The sequence below is a fragment of the Marseilla massiliensis genome (genome assembly GCF_016899855.1).
GTDB lineage: Bacteria > Bacteroidota > Bacteroidia > Bacteroidales > Bacteroidaceae > Prevotella.
Map to the genome: position 1 here is coordinate 1 of NZ_JACJJG010000062.1, position 16258 is coordinate 16258.

The 16258-nt window shown below is 50.0% G+C and carries 12 protein-coding genes; 7 read left to right on the forward strand and 5 right to left on the reverse strand.

The window, feature by feature from the left end; all coding sequences use genetic code 11:
- Nucleotides 1-225, forward strand: a 225-nt coding sequence (locus H6A34_RS10180) for a transposase (RefSeq protein ID WP_205104226.1), incomplete at its 5' end; no start/stop codon positions are given.
- Nucleotides 226-241: 16 nt separating this feature from the next.
- On the opposite strand, the gene H6A34_RS10185 is transcribed toward H6A34_RS10180, so the two are convergent.
- From H6A34_RS10185 to H6A34_RS10195, 3 genes are all read right to left on the reverse strand, one after another.
- Complete coding sequence (locus H6A34_RS10185) at nt 242-1039, reverse strand: hypothetical protein (RefSeq protein ID WP_205105422.1); 798 nt, start codon at nt 1037-1039, stop codon at nt 242-244.
- A gap of 84 nt (nt 1040-1123) precedes the next feature.
- Nucleotides 1124-1291 carry an NUMOD3 domain-containing DNA-binding protein gene (locus H6A34_RS10190; protein WP_205105424.1) on the reverse strand — a complete coding sequence of 56 codons (168 nt, stop codon included), beginning with the start codon at nt 1289-1291 and terminating at the stop codon, nt 1124-1126.
- Between the two features lie 471 nt (nt 1292-1762).
- Nucleotides 1763-2977, reverse strand: coding sequence for a tyrosine-type recombinase/integrase (locus tag H6A34_RS10195; protein ID WP_205105425.1), 1215 nt, complete (start codon nt 2975-2977; stop codon nt 1763-1765).
- Nucleotides 2978-3509: 532 nt separating this feature from the next.
- Between H6A34_RS10195 and H6A34_RS10200 the strand changes: the two genes are divergently transcribed.
- The 5 genes from H6A34_RS10200 to dnaA all read left to right on the forward strand — a co-directional run bounded on the left by H6A34_RS10200 (nt 3510) and on the right by dnaA (nt 10813).
- Nucleotides 3510-6077 (forward strand): adenosylcobalamin-dependent ribonucleoside-diphosphate reductase, encoded by a 2568-nt coding sequence (locus H6A34_RS10200; protein WP_021947795.1) that lies wholly within the window; start codon nt 3510-3512, stop codon nt 6075-6077.
- A 167-nt stretch (nt 6078-6244) separates the two neighbouring features.
- Nucleotides 6245-6625, forward strand: a complete 381-nt coding sequence (gene folB, locus H6A34_RS10205) for a dihydroneopterin aldolase (RefSeq protein ID WP_021947796.1) — start codon at nt 6245-6247, stop codon at nt 6623-6625.
- Nucleotides 6626-6681: 56 nt separating this feature from the next.
- Nucleotides 6682-7938 (forward strand): N-acetylmuramoyl-L-alanine amidase family protein, encoded by a 1257-nt coding sequence (locus H6A34_RS10210; protein ID WP_021947797.1) that lies wholly within the window; start codon nt 6682-6684, stop codon nt 7936-7938.
- 8 nt (nt 7939-7946) lie between these two features.
- Nucleotides 7947-8849 carry an MlaD family protein gene (locus tag H6A34_RS10215; protein ID WP_021947798.1) on the forward strand — a complete coding sequence of 301 codons (903 nt, stop codon included), beginning with the start codon at nt 7947-7949 and terminating at the stop codon, nt 8847-8849.
- A 551-nt stretch (nt 8850-9400) separates the two neighbouring features.
- Nucleotides 9401-10813 carry a chromosomal replication initiator protein DnaA gene (gene dnaA, locus H6A34_RS10220; protein WP_205105427.1) on the forward strand — a complete coding sequence of 471 codons (1413 nt, stop codon included), beginning with the start codon at nt 9401-9403 and terminating at the stop codon, nt 10811-10813.
- Nucleotides 10814-10893: 80 nt separating this feature from the next.
- On the opposite strand, the gene H6A34_RS10225 is transcribed toward dnaA, so the two are convergent.
- Together H6A34_RS10225 and H6A34_RS10230 are read right to left on the reverse strand one after the other, a co-directional pair.
- Nucleotides 10894-11154, reverse strand: a complete 261-nt coding sequence (locus H6A34_RS10225; protein WP_021947800.1) for a hypothetical protein — start codon at nt 11152-11154, stop codon at nt 10894-10896.
- A gap of 240 nt (nt 11155-11394) precedes the next feature.
- Nucleotides 11395-13554 carry a TonB-dependent receptor plug domain-containing protein gene (locus tag H6A34_RS10230; protein ID WP_205105433.1) on the reverse strand — a complete coding sequence of 720 codons (2160 nt, stop codon included), beginning with the start codon at nt 13552-13554 and terminating at the stop codon, nt 11395-11397.
- 188 nt (nt 13555-13742) lie between these two features.
- Between H6A34_RS10230 and H6A34_RS10235 the strand changes: the two genes are divergently transcribed.
- Nucleotides 13743-15839 carry a prolyl oligopeptidase family serine peptidase gene (locus H6A34_RS10235; RefSeq protein ID WP_420870839.1) on the forward strand — a complete coding sequence of 699 codons (2097 nt, stop codon included), beginning with the start codon at nt 13743-13745 and terminating at the stop codon, nt 15837-15839.
- Nucleotides 15840-16258: the final 419 nt, after the last annotated feature.

Here is a 16258-nt window from a genome sequence, read left to right on the forward strand (position 1 = left end):
AACTCGCTCATGGACCTGCACGACAAAATCCTGCTGCGGAAAAGGGCGCTCATTGAAACCGTCAACGACGAACTCAAGAATGTATGCTACATTGAACATACCAGGCACCGCAGCATTGACGGTTTTGTTTCCAACCTGATTGCAGGGCTTATCGCATACAACCTGCTTCCTAAGAAACCGTCACTCAATATTGACATCATTGATAAAAGCAGGCTTATTGCATAAGATTATTATACCGAACTTACGTATAATTACATTCTTTGAGTAACAAACAATGCTCGTAGTCTCTTAATGTCATAGTCCTATGTTGGCAATCATTATATTTTATGGCTTCATCAATAACGGATAGGATAGGGTTTGCCTTTGAGGTCAATACCGCTAATAAATTGTTGTTTGGAATGTTCAAAAGGTTTCTGATTTGATCCATGGTGTTGATATTTAGTTCAAAGCGTGTCTTGCCGTTGAAGTACGAAAGTATTTCGTTGGGATTTGATACAGCATTCAGAAAGTATCGGTTATTTGCCGATTGTAGTTCTTTTGCCTTATCGTATACGATTAGGCGTTTCTTATATCTTGGAGTCGTTACTACGTTTTCTATTGTTATACCTTCTTTCCGATATGGTTTTGTTACCCATTTCATGTAATTGGATAGGTTTTGCCTTACATTGGTAATGATGTCCTGCATTAAGCCGCACTCTATATCTTTGGTAATATCGCATTTCACAACATTAGAATCTGTCATAATAGACTCTACATTCAAATGGCAAATACCTAATCTGTTGATTTGTGACAAACAGTCCTTAGCCGTGTATATGTCGATAAGGTTTGTGTAATTGTCTAAAAGAATTTTTCCCGTAAATTCTAATACCAGCTCATTGTGTTGATAGTTCACCATTACTAAGAGATAGAAAGGTCTTTCTTGCTGATATTTATAATAAAGGATACTATCCTCTTTGCTGTTCAATATAAATTTGCTATAATCTATATCTCTGATGTAATCAATCTTTGTTACTAATTTCAGTTTATCAAATTTGAGCATTTAAAAACGTATATACATTTTATTTAGTCTTGCAGTATTGCAAGTTTTGTCACCTTGAGAAGTGGTGATATTTAAGGTAGGTTCTTAGCCTACCATATTATTTGTAGTCGGTTTGTTGGGTATGGTTTTCCAATAATCCTTAAGTCCATTGCTAATGGCTTCTTTGTGGGTGAAAGATTTGCTTCTTCCTTTCATGCTTTGACTTATTTTCTGTTTTGTTTCATCTGATAATTCTCTGTACTTTCTTTTCATCGTTTTATGTTTATGTTGTTATTATATATAATAAATATATCTTAATTTGGAAAGTTTATCAAGTTTGATAAGTTCATCTAAAATTCTATAGAAAATTTTGAGAGAATACGGAACACTTGGATTGAAGACATACCCCCTCTTTCTTAAGGAGGCATTATAAGCAGGGATACGGGGGTAGGAAGACATACATCCCCCTACTTGCCAATATGTTACAACTCCATCCCTTACAAAAAATGCTACTGGAAGCGTTTGCCTATAATTTAGGGGTAAGTTTTAAGGTCTATGCAATGTAATCTTTATACCACTCTGCAAACTCTACAAGTTTTAGAAAATCCTCTTTGAAAGTTCGATAATCTTTCATACCTTCTTTTATTTTTATAAATATTACGTAAACGGCAGGACTTACGCCGCCATTTGCGTTGCAAACAGTTTCCATGAACGGTGAAAACGGACGAAAGTGACGGGCCTGATTCACTTCAAAATGCAGCCAAGCAGTTTTCTGTTGGCCTTCATGACCACTGCGGTGTCTATGGTCGAGAGATAGATTTGGGTCGTCTTGATGTCCTCGTGTCCCAGTCCTTTGCTTACTATGGATATGTCGTTGCCCATGTCCCGCATTATCGAAGCCCACGAATGGCGGGCCACGTAAGTTGTTAGCGGTATATGAAGTCCGGCCATTTCGCCTACTTTCTTCAAGTTGCGGTTGACGTTATGCTCAGCCTTTTCGTACTGCCGGCGTTCCGTACCGTCAAGTTTCGTTATTATAGGCAGTAGGTACGGACTGTTTTCGGTAAGGCATGAATACGTTTCCACGATGTCATGCATGGGTTTTTCCCAGCTTATCGAAAGTGTCTGCCCCGTCTTCATGCGCGAGTATTGCAGCAGTCCGTTCCTGATGTCTGACTTTTTCAGGTATGCCATGTCAACGAAGGACATGCCCTGAAGATACAGGCTTAGCATGAATATGTCGCGCGCAAAGGCAAGCGCCGAGCCTTCCTTCAGCTCTACCATCCTTATTGCCTTTATCGCCTCAACAGGCAAGGCCCGTTTGGTGGTCTTGGCAAACCCCGTGAAGACGTGGCGGAATATATCATTGTCGGAGGTCAGCCCCATGTCCACAGCCTTAAGGTAAAGCGTACGTAACGTCCTGAGATAGCACGACGAAGTGTTCCGTTTCAGCCCTTTGGCTTTAAGCCACGACTCATATCTGGATATAATGTCGCAGTCCAAGGCGTCGAACGTAATGTCCGCACCGCCGCGAAAAGAAGAGAAACTTGACAGTGCGTCGCTGTAAGTCTTTGCCGTGCCTATCCTCCTTGCCATGGTCTTGCTTACTATCATGCCGCGCACGAAGCCGAAAAACGTCTGGCACTCGGGCAGCCTGCCGTATTCAGCAACAACGTCGTCAACGGAATATTCAGCCTTCTCCGCTTCCTTCGCGGCTATTATCCTCGTTAACTGCCCGACGCCCCATTTCAGCCTGTACGCCACCACGTCAAGCCAGGCCTGACGCTTGCCGTCACCCACCTTGCGTACGGACGAGGCCACGCCGTCCCACTCTACAGGATGTATATGGCAACCCGTGTTGACCAACCTTACCGTCCTGCGGTGAATAACTTGAAAAAACAACACACCCTCCTTGCCCTCCGCCGACGATGGGCGGAACTTGATTCTAACTGTTGCCATAACCTTTGTTTTTACTGTTGTTTGTTTATTGTTAACCTTATTATAATTAAGCGCTTTACAATACGTGGCCTTTTGTCTTCCAAAAGGCCGTCAATCAGACTGCAAAAGACGGAAAATCGCAACGCGAAAGGCCATGAGTTGGAAACACACGTACGGCAACCAACCAAGACAAGGGCCGGGGATGCGGCCATGACCAATTACCCCATGCCATGACGGACGCCATAAAATCACGGCGGCTGCGCCTGCGAGCGTTTTTCAGGAAACCGCCAAACGGCTATCAACAAACCGGAGACACAATTACAATATGACGCAAAACCATCAATATTAAGCATAAAGCTCAAGCCGAATGAACCTTGACTTTCACCTAAATCGACAATTGTGCTATCTATCAAGAAGTTGCAAAATTTAGGCATAAAAGTTTTCTTTTTTGGAAAACTTTACGTCGAAAAATTATTCTGAAATTATCCGAAAAGTATTTCTTTATATCAAAAAATGTTCGTAGCTTTGCACAAAATAATCATCTCTGTCATAAATGGAAAATAAAAAAACTTACTCCTTCGAAGAAGCATGCCGTGCTTCCTTGGCCTATTTTGACGGCGACGAACTCGCCGCAAGGGTGTGGGTCAACAAATACGCGCTGAAAGACAGCTACGGTAACATCTTCGAGAAATCTCCCGCCGACATGCACTGGCGCATAGCCAACGAGGTGGCGAGAATTGAAAAGAAGTACAAAAACCCCCTGAGCGCCGAAGAAGTATTCGAACTTCTCGACCACTTCAAGTATATAGTACCAGCCGGCAGCCCGATGACCGGTATCGGCAACAACTATCAGGTAGCCTCATTGTCCAACTGTTTCGTCATCGGCCTTGACGGCGATGCCGACTCTTACGGCGCCATCATGCGCATAGACGAAGAGCAGGTGCAGCTGATGAAGCGCCGCGGAGGAGTGGGCCACGACCTGTCACACTTGCGCCCGAAAGGCTCACCGGTCAACAATTCGGCACTCACGTCGACAGGATTGGTACCGTTCATGGAGCGGTACAGCAACTCAACACGCGAGGTCGCGCAAGACGGAAGGCGCGGAGCGCTAATGCTGTCGGTAAGCATAAAGCACCCTGACAGCGAGGCCTTCATCGACGCGAAAATGACCGAAGGCAAAATCACCGGCGCCAACGTATCGGTAAAGATAGACGACGAGTTCATGCGCTGCGCCATCGACGACAGGGAATACATACAACAATTCCCCATTTACAGCAACAACCCGAAGACCAAGAACGCCATCAGCGCGCGCAAGCTTTGGGAGAAGATTGTGCACAACGCATGGAAAAGCGCCGAGCCCGGAGTATTGTTCTGGGACACGATCATACGCGAAAGCATACCCGACTGCTACGCCGACCTCGGATTCCGCACCGTGTCAACCAATCCCTGCGGAGAGATACCGCTCTGTCCCTACGACTCTTGCCGCCTGCTGTCAATCAACCTTTACTCGTACGTAGTAAACCCGTTCACTGACAAGGCATACTTCGACTACGAGCTGTTCCGCAAACACGTTGGCATTGCGCAACGCATCATGGACGACATCGTGGACATGGAGCTCGAGAAAATCGACCTCATAATGGAGAAAATCAAGAACGACCCACAAAGCGACGAGGTAAAAAGCACCGAATACCACCTGTGGGAAAAGATCAAATACAAGAGCGGACTCGGGCGCCGCACGGGCGTGGGCATCACGGCCGAGGGCGACATGATAGCAGCCATGGGCCTGCGCTACGGCACACAAGAGGCCACCGACTTCTCCGTAGAAGTACACAAGACGCTTGCCCTCGCGGCCTACCGCTCATCAGTCACGATGGCACAAGAGCGCGGCGCTTTCGCCATCTACGACACGAAAAGGGAAGAGAACAATCCTTTCATCAACCGCATAAAGGAAGCAGACCCGCAACTTTATGAGGACATGGCAAAATACGGAAGGCGCAACATTGCCTGCCTAACCATTGCTCCTACCGGTACGACAAGCCTCATGACACAGACAACAAGCGGCATTGAGCCAGTGTTCATGCCCGTGTACAAACGCCGCCGCAAGGTCAACCCCAACGATGCCGACGTACATGTAGACTTCGTTGACGAAGTAGGCGACTCGTTCGAGGAATACATCGTTTACCACCGCAAGTTCATCGAATGGATGAATGTCAACGGCTTTGACACGGAAAAGAGGTACACCCAGGAAGAAATAGACGACCTGATAGCGAAATCACCTTATTATAAAGCCACAGCCAACGATGTAGACTGGCTGATGAAGGTGCGCATGCAAGGAGCGATACAAAAATGGGTCGACCACAGTATCAGCGTAACTATCAATCTTCCGAACAACGTTGACGAAGCCCTCGTCAACCGCTTGTACATCGAAGCATGGAAGTCAGGCTGCAAAGGCTGCACCGTTTACCGCGACGGGTCACGTTCAGGCGTGATGATTTCGGTAGACAAGAAAAAGAAGAAGAGCGGCGACACAGACCTGTCGCAACAGCAGCTGCCGCCGTGCCGCCACCCCGAAGTTACAGAGGTAAGGCCCAAGGAACTTGAATGCGACGTGGTACGCTTCCAGAACAACAAGGAGAAATGGGTCGCTTTCGTAGGTCTGCTTGACGGCTATCCATACGAGATTTTCACCGGTCTGCAAGACGACGAAGAAGGTATCGTATTACCGAAGACCGTCACCAAAGGCAAGGTTATCAAGCAAACGAACGAAGACGGCAGCCACCGCTACGACTTCCAGTTCGAGAACAAGCGTGGTTACAAGACCACGGTAGAAGGCCTGAGCGAAAAGTTCAACCCTGAATACTGGAACTACGCCAAACTTATATCAGGCGTATTACGCTACCGCATGCCTATCGAGCATGTAATAAAACTTGTCAGCTCACTCCAGCTCAAGAGCGAAAGTATCAACACATGGAAGAACGGTGTTGAGCGTGCGCTCAAGAAATACGTAACCGACGGCACTGAAGCAAAAGGCCAGAAATGCCCTGTATGCGGACATGAAAGCTTGGTATATCAGGAAGGTTGCCTGATATGCAAGAACTGCGGGGCCTCAAGGTGCGGATAACAGCTAACCGACTTACACCAATCCAGCCATACCCTGAATGCCGGAGAAGCAATACGGAACACTGGTTATATATTTGTCAAACCAGTCTTTTTAAGCACATTTTCATCCGTAATGCAATCACCGGCAAACCGGGAAAGGAAGGGTTGGTGTAAGCCAAAACCATGATTATGAAACTCTCCTCAAGTTACATCAGCCTCAACAGGCTGCGCTTCCACGCCAGGCACGGCGTCCTGCCGCAAGAACGGGCCACGGGCGGCGAGTTCATCGTGAGCGTACGGGCCAAATACTTGTTTGACAAGGCACTGGAAAGCGACAACGTTGACGACACAATCAACTACGCAGAGATTTTTGAAATCATAAATAAGGAGATGCTTACGCCATCCTGCCTGCTTGAACATCTGGCGGGCAGGATCGGTCGAAGCATTTTCAACAGAATGCCGATGATCGAAAGTCTCGACATAACAGTAGAGAAAACCAATCCCCCGATGGGCGCGGATTCAGACGGAGCGGCGGTTGAACTACACTTAATAAATGATAAAACTTTTTGAAAGATTGCAGTTTTTTATGCATAAATAACTACCTTTGCAACCGTAAACGAACACTCATGGGCAAAAAGGTTATATTCGTTTTACTCATACTTGTTTCTTTCGCTACCGTAACTTTCGGTGCGGACAAGCGCTTCACGCTTGTCATCGACGCCGGCCACGGCGGTCATGACGCAGGCGCGAAAGGAGCTTTCTCATACGAAAAGAACATCAACCTCAACGTAGCTTTAGCCTTCGGGCGATACGTCGAGCGCGAATGTCCCGACGTAAAGGTTATCTACACCCGCAAGACTGACGTGTTTGTACCGTTGCACAAACGTGCCAGCATAGCAAACAAGAACAAGGCCGACGTATTCATCTCCATCCACACCAACGCCCTACCGAAAGGACACATCGCCCGTGGACTCGAGACATACACCATGGGTATGCGCCGTTCGGACGAGAAACTCAGCGCGGCAAAGCGCGAGAACTCGGTAATCATGATAGAGGAAGACTACCAACTGCATTACGAAGGCTACGACCCCAACTCTCCGGAGAGCAACATTATGTTCGAGTTCATGCACGACAAGAACATGTCACGTAGCGTAGAACTGGCCAAATACGTGCAAAACAGCGTTTGCTCGATAGCAAAACGACAGAACAAAGGCGTAAAGCAAGACGTATTCCTGGTGCTCCGTGAGACTTCCATGCCGGCTTGCCTCATCGAGTTGGGCTTCATAACGACACCCGACGAGGAGCAATTCCTCAACAACAAGTCCAACATCGACAAGATGGGACGCGGAATATTCGAGGCATTCGTGAAGTATAAGGAAAAATACGACAAGGACATCACCGTGCCGTACAAGTCGAACAAGCGGAAGAATATCAATGTTCCGTCAATCGTTCCGGATGATGACGACGCCGAAAGCGACGGCAGGGAAAAAAAGGAAACGGGCAAAGCCCCCGCAAAACGGGACACGAAGAGCAATACGGCCGACAAAGAAGACGATGACGACAAGGAAGAGAAGCAGGACAAAACCGCCAAGGACAAAGACGACGACGATAACGGAAGACCCGTGTTTAAGGTTCAGATTCTGGCCAGCAGCAGAGATTTACCGCCGTCTGACGGTAGCTTCAAGGGGCTTGACGGCATTGACTCATACAAGGAAGGCGGCCTGTACAAATACACCTATGGCGCCTCTGCCGACTACAACGAGGTTTATCGCCTGCGTAAGTCCATACTCGACAAATTTCCCGAGGCATTCATTATAGCCTTCAAAAACGGCGAAAAGATAAACGTCAACCAAGCAATACGTGAGTTTAAATCAAACAAATAGAGTGAAATATGAAGTTTTTTAACAAGGAAGTCAAGATAGCCTTAGTGGCCGTATGCGGCCTGGTAATACTGTTTTTCGGCATGAATTACCTGAAAGGCCTCAACCTGTTCGAGTCCGACAGCAAGTACTACATATCATTTACCGACATCAGCGGACTTGCGTCGTCAAGCCCGATATATGCCGACGGATACCAGGTTGGCGTAGTGAAAAGCATAAATTACGACTACAATAAACGCGGGGGCATAGTCGTAGAGGCAAGTATCGACGAACAACTGCGCATACCCAAGGGCAGCAGTGCCGAAATAGTAAGCGACATGCTCGGCAACGTAAAAGTGAACCTGCTGCTCGCCAACAACCCGCGAGAGCGCGTCATGCCGGGAGAGACAATACAGGGAGGAATCAACGACGGAGCCTTCGGACAGATGAAGGGCATGATACCCACCGTCATGCAAATCCTTCCTAAAATAGACTCCATACTCACGACCGTAAACACGCTGCTCGCCAACCCGGCCATAGCAAGGTCGCTACAAAACACCGAGACTGTTACGGGCGAGCTGACCGTCACCACAAAACGCCTGAACAACATAGTGGCACATCTCGAAAAGAGCGTGCCGGGCATGCTCAACAATACCGACAGCCTGCTGTACAACGCCAACACGCTGGCAAAGAACGTAAATAAGATTGACGTAGCGGGAACTATGGCACGAGTGGACGAAACCCTCGACAACATGGAACGCTTCACCGAACAGCTTAACAATACAACCGGCACGCTGGGCAAGCTCATGCATGACCCGACATTATACGACAACTTGAACAACACAATGCGTTCGGCCGACTCACTGCTAATCGACCTCAAGGCCCACCCGAAACGCTACGTCCACTTCTCCTTGTTCGGAAGAAAGGACAAATAAGCTGCCACCTGCATAACAGGTTGATATACAAGACATTACAAAAGGCCGTCTTTCATCGTGTGAAAGACGGCCTTTTGCGTCCCGATTGGCGGCCTTTCACACAGCAAAACGCCGCCTCCCGCATAACGGCAACCAACTTGCCGCCACGGCACCAACGGCAAGCGGCATGACAAACGACGGGAAAAATAAACCAAGGCAAGCCTAATTTAAAAATCATCTAAATAACACACAAGTATCCGAATTATATACATACCACACGCAAAGCGCTAATACATACCGTCTTCTGGCGCGAAGCCTAAAGTAATACAGCCGGTAGCCTCCAATCGTTACAAAGCTCGTAAAGCACTGTTTTACAAACACTTGCATATACGCAACAGCAAATATTACATTCGTATGACACGATTTTCCATAAAGTGCCCTGTAACTGACATTTACGCACATGCCCTATCTCGGCAACAAAAAACATCATTTGCCCGTTTCAATATTTTTTGCGAAATTTGCATTCGCTTAAAAAGACGTCGGAAGACATATACATATAATCACATCCTAACATGAGTACTAACCCAAACGCACTTTGGGACAGCTGTCTCTTGCTTATAAAGAGCAATGTCTCCGAGCAGCAGTTTAACACATGGTTCAAGCCCATAATGTTTGAATCGTTCAACGAAGCCACGCGGACACTTATCCTACAGGTGCCCAGCAACTTCTTCGTTGAATACCTTGAGGGCAACTACGTGGGCCTGCTCAATAAAGTGCTGACAAAATATTTCGGCACCGGCCTGCGCCTGAACTACCGCATAATGGTGGACAAGACGCACAAGCTGACCCAGGAAGTTGAGCCCGAACCAGTGGCAGACATCGACAAGTCTGCCGCCAAGAGGGAGCATGCCAACAAGACACCGACAGTACTCGATGCCGCAAAACCACAGGACATCGACTCGCAACTGGACCCTCGCCACACGTTCGCCAATTACATCGAGGGCGACAGCAACAAGCTGCCGCGCTCGGTCGGACTGTCAATTGCCGAACATCCGAGAACCACACAGTTCAACCCGATGTTCATTTACGGCCCGTCAGGATGTGGAAAGACCCACCTCATCAACGCCATCGGCGTACGCACCAAGGAGCTGTATCCGCAGAAAAGGGTGCTGTACGTCAGCGCAAGGCTGTTCCAGGTGCAATACACCGACGCCGTGCTGAAGAACTGTACCAACGACTTCATCAACTTCTACCAGACCATCGACATGCTCATTGTCGACGACATACAGGAGTGGGTGTCGGCAACGAAGACACAGGAGACGTTCTTCCACATCTTCAACCACCTATTCCGCAACGGCAAGCGCATAATACTTGCGTGCGACCGGCCGCCGGTTGACCTTCAGGGCATGAGCGACCGCCTGCTGACACGCTTCAGCTGCGGACTCATAGCTGAGCTGGAGAAGCCTAACATACAACTCTGCGTCGACATTCTTAACAGCAAAATCAAGCGCGACGGCCTGCATATACCCGAAGAGGTGGTGGCCTTCATCGCGCAGACTGCCAACGGAAGCGTACGCGACCTTGAAGGAGTAATTAACTCATTGCTGGCCTTCTCCGTGGTGTACAACTGCAAGATAGACATGCGACTGGCCGAAAGGGTAATCAAGCGGGCCGTCAAGATAGACAACGAGCCACTGACAATGGACGACATTCTCGACTCGGTGTGCAACCACTTCAACGTCAGCACAACGGCCGTAATGAGCCGAAGCCGCAAGCGCGACTATGTAGTGGCGCGGCAAGTTTCGATGTACCTGGCCCAGAAGTACACCAAAATTCCGGCCTCGAGGATAGGAAAGCTTGTCGGGGGGCGCGACCATTCTACAGTAATACACAGTTGCACGCAGGTGGAGAACAGGCTGAAGATAGACAAGATGTTCTGCAGCGAGGTGCAAAGCATAGAAAACTCATTCAAGCTGAAGCGATAAACAATAAAGGGATGAACCACGGCAGGCTCATCCCTTTATTGCATCCGCACACGGGCACGGCAACAAATGCCGTTGCCCGATTACAGAAAATTACAGATAATTATTGTCACAAGGCTGAATATAACCAGGAAAACGCAATCCTGCGAAGCCGCCTTGTCGCCCCTGTAACGCGTCAGCCAGCGATAGAGGAAGTACAGCCCGAACACCACGGCAACCACGGTATCAAGCAAATCCACAAGCCGTTGACTTAATACGGGATACAACTTCCGACTGCCGAGCGCTATTATCACGAGGTAAAGCGCAAAGTACATGTTATATAAAATTCTGTCAACTTTTTTCATGGCGGCAAGGAGTTATATGTATTATGTTAACTGTTCCGTGCAAATATAACAATTCTTTTTATCACGCGCAAGCATTGGCGGCATTTTTAAGGACCATGCTTACGGTTTTAAAAGAGCGCCTTCGGCATTGCAAAAGACGGCCTTTTACACAACGAAAGACGGTCTTTGGCAATGCCAAAGACCGTCTTTTGCATGGCGGGTTGCGGCCGTTTGAAACCGTAAGTACGGCCGCCCGTTTAGTTACAATCTGAAATTCAATTTTGCTCCGGCCATCACCCACAGTCCGGGTTGCGGCACGTTGCCGTAGTCAACGTAGTCTGTGTTGAAGAGGTTGTTGGCCTCAACATACAGCGAATACTGCCGACAGTTCCATGCCAGGCGGGCCTCAACAAGCGAATATGGCTTGTATCTGCGGTCAACCCCGTCTGTATCGGTGTATCCGCCCACACGTTCCTGGAAACGGTAGTTCACGTCCAGCGCAAGGCTCGGCAGTATGTCAATACCCAAACGGGCCACAACCTTGTGGCGAAGGTACTCGAGGGCGTACATCGACTGTATGCTCTCCTCGCGCCGCTGGCTCTGGTCTATGTACGAATAAGCCACGTCAAACGAGCGCAACAGGCGCTGTACGGGCAGCAGTCGGCGGAAGTCGAGAGCCACGCTGGCCTCTATGCCGGTGGATTTTATGCGCGCGTGGTTGACAGATGTCCACACCTGATACAGTGACGAGCTACGAGCAGACGAGTTGACAAGGAGATTTGCATCACTCCCTGACGCCATGTCAGCCCCTTGTCTACTTGTCTGCTCGTCAGCTTGTATGCTATCCATAATCCAGTCTATCATGTTCTTGCCCCAATGGCGATATACCGACAGCGTGGCGCTGACGCCTCCCGCCGAGTATCTCAGCCCGCCCTCTACGGCCGACATCTCCTCGGGCTTGAGGTGCTTGTCGGCCTTGTGGCCGTCAACCGAGTAATACAGCTCGGTGAACGACGGCATACGGAGCGACATGTTGAACGATGCGTATGCCTTGAGCGCCGTCGTAAGTGCGTAGCTTGCGTCTATTCCGGGGTAAATCTTGAAAGGCATTTCGCTCCATGTGTTCCTCACCGCGGTGAAGCCAGCCGACACCGTAAGGCGCCGCCACACCACGTTGTGCTCAAGATAGAGGCTGATGTTGGTACGGTTAAGGCCGCAGGTATATTCACGGTCGGTGCCGTGTATAGGCTTTGGAGAGCTTAGCGGTTCGCCGAGGGTTGTCGAAATGATGTCCTCGTTGCGTACTTCAGCGCCGAAAGCGGTGCGCCCCAGCGTCCAGTCGAACCAGCTGTTAAGGTTCAGTCCTATCACGTCCGTGCGGTGATAGTTGAACGGCGAGCTGTCGGGCGCGCCGCGGTAAAACTCGTAACGGTCATTAAACCGGTTCCAGTAAACTGACGGAAGGAAGTGGAACCACCCTCCTTTCGTCTCAGCCTTGACGGCTGTAAAATATTTAGTTGTATGCTCGTACTGCTCGTCGGACAACGTACTGTAGAACGTGTTGCTGCCCCACCCTTTCGTGCTGACGCCCGCGTGCCAGTCTAAAGCTACGCTCCCGTCGCCGTAACGGCCCTGGTAGAACGCCCGTCCGCCGCTGTAGTCGGCATTAAGGCTGCCCGACTTGCTGCGCAGGTAGCCGTCGCTGCGGGTGTATCCGCCACTAATGGAGTTGCTCCACTTGCCCGTTGCCAAGCCAAGACGTGCCCCCGCGTCGGCATATCCGAACGAACCGCCCTCCGCACGGGCCTCAATTGAGCTTGCATCAGCAGCCTTTGTCACGATGTTTACCGCCCCGAGCAATGACGACGTGCCGTAAATACGCCCCGCCGGGCCCTCTACTACCTCTATCCTTTCGATGTCGCTGATGTCCACGGGCAGGTCAAACGCATTATGCCCGGTCTGCGGATCGCAGATGTTCACGCCGTTCAGGAGTATGGCGATATGCTCGCTCGTTCCGCCACGTATGCCGATGTCGGTCTGCGCTCCTATCGGTCCGCGCTGGCGGACATCCACCCCTACGGCATATTTAAGCAGGTCATTAACACTTTGCGCCGGCGCGGCGGCAATCTCGTCGCGGCCAAGCACAGTTACAATTCTCGGCACCCGGCCTCCCGCCAGCGGCGCGCGCGAGGCTGTAACGTCCACTTCGTCGAGCGTCATGACGCGTGTCGTGTCGGCAATGCCTGCCTCTGCGATGTCCGTGCGCACGCTTACTCCGTCAGCCTTGGCGTAGGTCAGCGTGGCAACGCTCAGCGTCCCGACAATCACTTCACGGCCAAGACACGCGAAAAGTGCGTATCCCTTACGGCTGAAGTGCTTGAACTTGAAGCTCTCGCGCTTGTTGAAAACTGTTTTGTACATATAGTTAATTTAAACGATTAACATCCCCGCAACGTGCGGAGAAAGTGCAAAGGTAATGCAAACTATGCGTAAAACAAAATAAAATTTTGTAATCCGGACGTTTTTCCGTACATTTGTAAAACATAAATAACCTGACGATTATCCATCATTTATATATCTTCATGAACAAAAAACTTCTTATTCTATCAATGACCGGCATGACAATGGCGGGACAAGCGCAGATAAGCCAGCCAAGGATTACATATCCTAAAGCCGACAAAGTAAGCACTGTTGACGTGTATTTCGGCACCAAGGTGGCCGACCCTTACCGCTGGCTGGAGAACGACACGAGTGCGCAGACGGCGGCATGGGTGGCAGCTGAGAACAAGGTTACGCAAGAGTACCTGTCCAAAATACCGTTCCGTGGGGCCTTGCTCAAGCGGCTTACCGACGTGGCCAACTACGAGAAGATAGGCACTCCGTTCAAGAAACACGGCAAGTATTACTTCTACAGGAACGACGGTCTGCAGAACCAGAGCGTGCTATACGTACAGGACAGCCTAAAAGGAGAGCCCCGCGTATTCCTTGACCCAAACAAACTGTCGGCCGACGGCACCGTAGCGCTTACCGGAACGAGTTTCTCCCACGACGGTAAATACGTAGCCTACACCATCTCGCGCAGCGGTTCCGACTGGACGGAGATATACGTACTGAACGCGGCTGACGGCACACCGCTCGAAGACCACATAGTATGGGCCAAGTTTACGTCGGCAACATGGCATGGCGACGGTTTCTATTACAGCGCCTACGACGCGCCGGAGAAGGGCAAGGAATTCTCGAACATGAACGAGAACCACAAGATATACTACCACAAAATAGGCACTCCGCAGTCGGCAGACAAACTTGTTTACGAGAACAAGGACCATCCAAAACGCTTCTACTCGGTAAGTATAGACGATGACGAGACCGTATTATTCCTCTACGAAAGCGGCGAGGGCAACGGCAACTCCCTGTACGCGAAAGACCTGACCAAGGCCGACGCGCCTTTCGTTGCCATGGCTACGGACATGGATTACATGTATTCACCCATCGAAGTGCTTGACGGTAACATCTATATCATGACCAATTACGGAGCGCCAAGGTACAGGATAATGGTTACCACGCCCGACAGGCCGGCCCTGAAAGACTGGACAGAGCTCGTGGCCGAGGGCGACGCCGTCCTGTCAGGAGCCCAAGTGATAGGCGGCAAGCTGCTGCTGACATACGACAAGGACGCCTCCAACCATGCATACGTGTACGGACTTGACGGCCGCATGGAGCATGAAATCAAGCTGCCGTCGCTCGGATCGGTAGGCTTCAGCGGCGACAAGAACGACAAGGAGTGCTTCTTCACATTCACATCGTTCACCGTCCCAAGTTCGACATACAAGTACGACATCGACAATAACACGTACACTCTGCTGCGCGCGCCGAAGGTCGGGTTCAACGCCGACGACTTCATAACCGAACAGGTATTCTACCCGAGCAAGGACGGAACGAGGATTCCCATGTCAATCACGTATAAGAAAGGGCTGAAACGTGACGGTTCCAACCCCGTCTACCTATACGGCTACGGCGGCTTCAACATCAGTCTGTACCCCGGCTTCTCGTCAACACGCATACCGTTCCTCGAGAATGGTGGCATATACGCCCAGGCTAACCTGCGCGGAGGCGGCGAATACGGTGAGGAATGGCACCTCGCAGGAACGAAGATGCGCAAGCAGAACGTCTTTGACGACTTCATTGCGGCGGCCGAATGGCTCATCGACAATAAGTACACAAGCAAGGAGAAGATTGCCATCGTGGGCGGTTCTAACGGCGGACTGCTTGTCGGGGCATGCATGACGCAGCGCCCTGACCTGTTCCGTGTTGCCGTTCCGGAGGTAGGCGTTATGGACATGCTGCGCTACCATAAGTTCACTATCGGATGGAACTGGGCGCCCGACTACGGCACGAGCGAGGACTCGAAGGATATGTTCGAGTATCTTAAATCATACTCACCGCTGCACAACCTGAAGCCCGGCACATGCTATCCCGCCACGCTGGTGACCACCGCCGACCATGACGACCGCGTTGTCCCAGCCCACTCGTTCAAGTTCGCGGCCACACTGCAGGAATGCAACGACGGAACAAACCCGACACTGATACGTATCGAAAGCGAAGCCGGACACGGCGCGGGAAAGCCCATGAGCAAGGTGCTTGAGGAGCAGGCTGACATCTACAGCTTCATAATGTACAACCTCGGAATGACTTTCAACAGTAAGTAGCACAACAAGCCGCCGCACGAAAGACGGCAAAACGCAACGCAAAAGGGCACCTTTTACACGCTAAAAGGCGGCCTTTTGCGTTGCAATATACGGTCTTTCGCAAAGCCATTGATTATCAATTGTCTTTTCCTGAAATAGGTTGACAGTTTTTGTTTAAATAAACTACATTATTTTACACACTCTTGATAGAGGTACTGGAATAGTTGACATCGCATCAGGAAATGTGCCGCTTTACTTTACATTCCCGGTCTTTGTCAGGCGGACCCGCGGGGCCGCCTGACAAAATCGCAGCAAAGATACTATCTTCCGTTGTCATTCCCTCCATGCCCCACCGTTTTTTTTCTTTTCCACAGCCGTTTTTGTTCGCCGCTCCCGGCGTGCGCCGTCTCCGGGGTGTTGTTGCCGATGCTCATGTGGGG

Bases quoted from the DNA above. Each gene is read 5' to 3' on its own strand.
- H6A34_RS10185 (WP_205105422.1), bottom strand. From the start codon at position 1,039: ATGCTCAAATTTGATAAACTGAAATTAGTAACAAAGATTGATTACATC.
- H6A34_RS10190 (WP_205105424.1), bottom strand. From the start codon at position 1,291: ATGAAAAGAAAGTACAGAGAATTATCAGATGAAACAAAACAGAAAATA.
- H6A34_RS10195 (WP_205105425.1), bottom strand. From the start codon at position 2,977: ATGGCAACAGTTAGAATCAAGTTCCGCCCATCGTCGGCGGAGGGCAAG.
- H6A34_RS10200 (WP_021947795.1), top strand. From the start codon at position 3,510: ATGGAAAATAAAAAAACTTACTCCTTCGAAGAAGCATGCCGTGCTTCC.
- folB (WP_021947796.1), top strand. From the start codon at position 6,245: ATGAAACTCTCCTCAAGTTACATCAGCCTCAACAGGCTGCGCTTCCAC.
- H6A34_RS10210 (WP_021947797.1), top strand. From the start codon at position 6,682: ATGGGCAAAAAGGTTATATTCGTTTTACTCATACTTGTTTCTTTCGCT.
- H6A34_RS10215 (WP_021947798.1), top strand. From the start codon at position 7,947: ATGAAGTTTTTTAACAAGGAAGTCAAGATAGCCTTAGTGGCCGTATGC.
- dnaA (WP_205105427.1), top strand. From the start codon at position 9,401: ATGAGTACTAACCCAAACGCACTTTGGGACAGCTGTCTCTTGCTTATA.
- H6A34_RS10225 (WP_021947800.1), bottom strand. From the start codon at position 11,154: ATGAAAAAAGTTGACAGAATTTTATATAACATGTACTTTGCGCTTTAC.
- H6A34_RS10230 (WP_205105433.1), bottom strand. From the start codon at position 13,554: ATGTACAAAACAGTTTTCAACAAGCGCGAGAGCTTCAAGTTCAAGCAC.
- H6A34_RS10235 (WP_420870839.1), top strand. From the start codon at position 13,743: ATGACCGGCATGACAATGGCGGGACAAGCGCAGATAAGCCAGCCAAGG.